The organism is Pelagimonas sp. (genome assembly GCF_058892305.1).
In genome coordinates this window covers 1-3658 of the sequence record NZ_JBZXVN010000093.1, presented here as the reverse complement: position 1 = coordinate 3658, position 3658 = coordinate 1, and the positions used below count along the sequence as shown (strand labels likewise).

At 54.0% G+C, this 3658-nt stretch carries 3 protein-coding genes; all 3 read left to right on the top strand.

Annotated features, from left to right (window positions below):
* Positions 1-281: 281 nt before the first annotated feature.
* The 3 genes from AC5EFR_RS23430 to AC5EFR_RS23420 are packed head-to-tail and all read left to right on the top strand — an operon-like array spanning position 282 to position 3590.
* Entirely contained in the window at positions 282-1799 is a 1518-nt protein-coding gene (locus AC5EFR_RS23430) for a TnsB C-terminal domain-containing protein (protein WP_386259320.1), read from the top strand.
* Positions 1777-2634, top strand: coding sequence for a TniB family NTP-binding protein (locus AC5EFR_RS23425; RefSeq protein ID WP_229678661.1), 858 nt, complete (start codon positions 1777-1779; stop codon positions 2632-2634). Before AC5EFR_RS23430 ends, AC5EFR_RS23425 begins: the two co-directional genes overlap by 23 nt.
* Positions 2631-3590: a TniQ family protein gene (locus AC5EFR_RS23420; protein WP_111368995.1), complete on the top strand. Its 960-nt coding sequence runs from the start codon at positions 2631-2633 to the stop codon at positions 3588-3590. The genes AC5EFR_RS23425 and AC5EFR_RS23420 overlap by 4 nt, the downstream gene beginning before the upstream one ends.
* Positions 3591-3658: the final 68 nt, after the last annotated feature.

The following is a 3658-nucleotide window of genomic DNA, read 5'->3' as shown; positions in this document are numbered from 1 at the left end:
TGTCGTTGTGCCCTAATTAAAGAGAATAGAGGCTAATTTTTCCCTGACTTTTCAATGGCTGCTTGTACCTCTATTTGTGGCATTGTACCTTTAATTAGGATACTGTACCCTAATTTAGGATACAAGATTATCTGTGGATAACTTTCGGCGATTTGTGATGAAGACGCGCTGTGAAATCTGAAGCCGTTGCGAAACATCGTGCTGCTATTCTGCGGCCGCTTCTTGAGCTTGAAAAAAAGGGCGACCCAATTGGTCGTGCCATTGGCGACGCGGCATGGGAGTTGGGTCTTTCCAAAAGCTATACTTGGAAGCTTTACCGTCGTCTCAAAGAGAACGATGCTCGATCCGTTGCGCTGCAACCGGGTCGGCGCGGGCCTAAACCTGGAAAAGGGCGTCTTGCTCCGGATGTGGAGCGCATCATCAGCACCACCCTTAGCCGCTACTATCTGGTTCGAGAACGTTCAAGTTTTTTGCGCATTTGGCGTGAGATACGCTCAGAGTGTGATGCAAAGGGCTTCCAGCCTCCGACCCGTCGAACAGTTAAGCGGCGGCTAGATGCGATGGACCAGCGTAAGGTCATCTCAAAGCGACATGGCGCGGACGTAGCTGGACAATTGTTCGCAGCGCGTCCTGGCAAACTCGACGTTCCCGACCCACTCGACGTCGTGCAAATCGATCATACCAAGGCCGATGTATTTTTGGTCGATCACATCGATCGACAGCCTCTTGCGCGGCCGAACCTGACGATGGCGATCGATGTCACCACGCGTGTGGTGTTGGGCGTATACGTGAGTTTCGATGCACCGTCCGTTCTGTCGGTTGCGCTTTGTCTCGACCATTGCGTGCGCCGAAAGACAGTGCATGTGCCCGGCACCCTTGAAGAGCTTACCTGGCCTACGGCTGGTATTCCGAAGGCTGTTCATGTGGACAATGCCCAGGAGTTCCGCAGCAGAGCGTTCAAGTCCGCGTGCGAGGATTGGGGCATTGATGTTTCCTATCGTCCCAAGGGCGGCAAGCATTACGGAGGTCACATTGAGCGCTTGATCGGTACAACTATGGGTTCGGTTCACGTATTGCCTGGAACCACGCACTCGTCACCCAAAGACAAGGGTGACTATAACAGCGAACAAAACGCGACTTTGACGCTTGCTGAGTTTGAAGACTGGCTTCATCTTGAAATCTGTCGGTATCACAACACCCCGCATCGGGCTCTTGGCCGGACACCTCTTGCTGCCTGGAGCGATTTGGGTGGCGATACAGCAGGGCGGCAAGTTGTCGATGTGGACGCGTTTCGATCGAGCTTCATGCCTTTTGAATGGCGCAAGCTTGGCCGCACAGGGATCACGCTTTTTGAAGTGCGCTACTGGAATGATGCGTTTGCGTCCTTGATCGGGCGGGGCAAAGAGAAGGCGCAAGTCAGATTTGATCCGCGGAACCTATCGAAGATTTGGGTGCAGGTAGACGATGGTCGCATGATCGAAGCGCGCTACCGAAATCTCAGTCATCCCGAAATCTCTCTTTGGGAAAGTCGCCGCGCCCGCAAAGAATGGAAAGAAAAGCACGGTGGGCGGATCCACGAAAAGGCGCTGTTTGATATGGTAGACGCGCAAAGGCGTCTGGCCGAGGCAGCGCGCCAGAAAACCAAGGCAGCCAGGCTGGGTAAAGAGCGGGATGCGCGCCTGTCAAAGGCCCCAAAGCAGCGCGACCCTTCTCGTGAAATGTTCGCGATTGATACCGGCAACCCTGATCTTCCAACCTATCCCATAGATGAATTTCATGACCCAAAACGAAAGAATTGACCGCATTCGCAGCGACCATTGGATCGCTTTTGATCGTGCAACGATTGTCCTCAATCGATTGACATCATTGATGGAAACACCGCGACAAAGTCGCATGCCAGGTTTGATGGTCTATGGGAGCTCTGGCATCGGGAAGACGATGATCGCCAAACGTATGGCGAGCAAGTATCCCACTCAATACAAGAGTGATCTCGGGATCACCAAGACACCTGTATTGCTGCTTCAGGCACCACCCGCGCCGGATGAGAGAAGGTTCTACCAACACTTACTATCTACGATTGGCGCGCCCATGTGGGGGCGTCGCACAGTCTCGGAACTGGAGGTTCGGGCGCTGAACCATCTCAGAGACATGGACCTGAAAATGCTCATGATTGACGAGGTGCACAATCTGCTTGCCGGCAGTTACAGGGAGCAACGTCGGTTCCTCAACATGCTACGGTTCCTCGCAAATGAGCTTAGCGTATCGCTCGTGGTCTTTGGCGTTAACGAAGCGCTTGATGCCGTCCGTGGCGATGACCAGCTTGCGCGCCGGTTGGATGAACATTTTTTGCCGCTTTGGGAAGACGATGTAGAGTTCTCACGTCTGATCCAAACACTGATCGCGGCCATGGCGCTGGAAAAACCTTCGGGCCTGACCGTTGCTTCGCTCCGAACCATCCTGAAGGTGACCGGCGGGGTCACGTCCCGCGTCTTTATCATGATTAAGTCTCTGGCCATCGATGCGATTCATTCTGGGGAAGAGAGGATTACGGATGAGGCTGTCGCGACATGGCGGCCGACCTGGAACAAACATGCGTGGACGGTTCCGCTTGAGACGGCCGTTGAGGCCGAGTGACCATCAAGCTTCTGCCCCGCCGACCACCACCCCTATGCGATGAACTGCTTTCGAGCTGGCTTACCCGGCTGGCACAAGCCAATCACTGTTCAACCGAAGAACTGTGCGGCTATCTTGGCTTGCAAAGGGGCAGGGTGCCCGACCGCTCGAGCGACCTTGAGCAAGTTTGTGTAGACCGATTGTGCGCGGCTGTTGGAAGAAAACGTACCGAGATTGCGGCGATGACATTGCCAAATTTGAGCGCCCGCTCATTGAACTATCTGGCAACACATGACTTTCAGACCTGCACATATTGCCAAGAGCAAACGCCGGATCTGGTATTGCGCCACTGGCGGTTTGCTTGGTCGACAAACTGTGAAAGTTGCGGTCGGTCTCTGGTATCGACATGTCCGCATGCTGGTATCTCAAAGCGTATGAAAGCGCGTGCGGTTCAGGGGGCTAAAAGATTGGCGTCAGCTGTAGTCTCTGGCGACCAACAAAGCCTGCATCAGTTCAGACAAACGTCAGACCTTCTGCGATTGTGGAAATTGGCGGATGCAGATGCGCTGATCTCTGAGAACCAAGCCCAAAGAACAATTGTTCTCGCTGCGATTGAACTCGGATCAAAGCACCCGTTGCTTCGCACTGCCTATCGGGTGGCGCGAAACAACCGGGCAGCGCGGAGTCTGTTGCGTACGTTTCCGCGACAGAGTGAGGCTTTGGAGAATCTCCAGAGCTGGGCCCGACTTCATGAATATCGATATGCAGACCAGGGAGCCATAGGCCGCCGAGCTAGAACACGAGGGCTCGGAACAACTGGACTTGTGCCATCCGAGAGAGCGCTTCATGCGGCACGACGCGCAATTGAAGAACTCGGCTCCAACACTGATCGACATGCACTTCTGCTCCGCGCGCAAGAGATTTGGCAGACGGAACCACTCATCCGAAGGTCGCCGAAACCTGTGGACATATCCTAAATAGAGGCACAGAAATCGCCAAAATAGGCCAGAAGCGGTAATTTCTCTTTTATTAGGGTACTACGACA

Coding starts and splice junctions, on each gene's coding strand:
- AC5EFR_RS23425 (WP_229678661.1), top strand. CDS start 1,777: ATGACCCAAAACGAAAGAATTGACCGCATTCGCAGCGACCATTGGATC.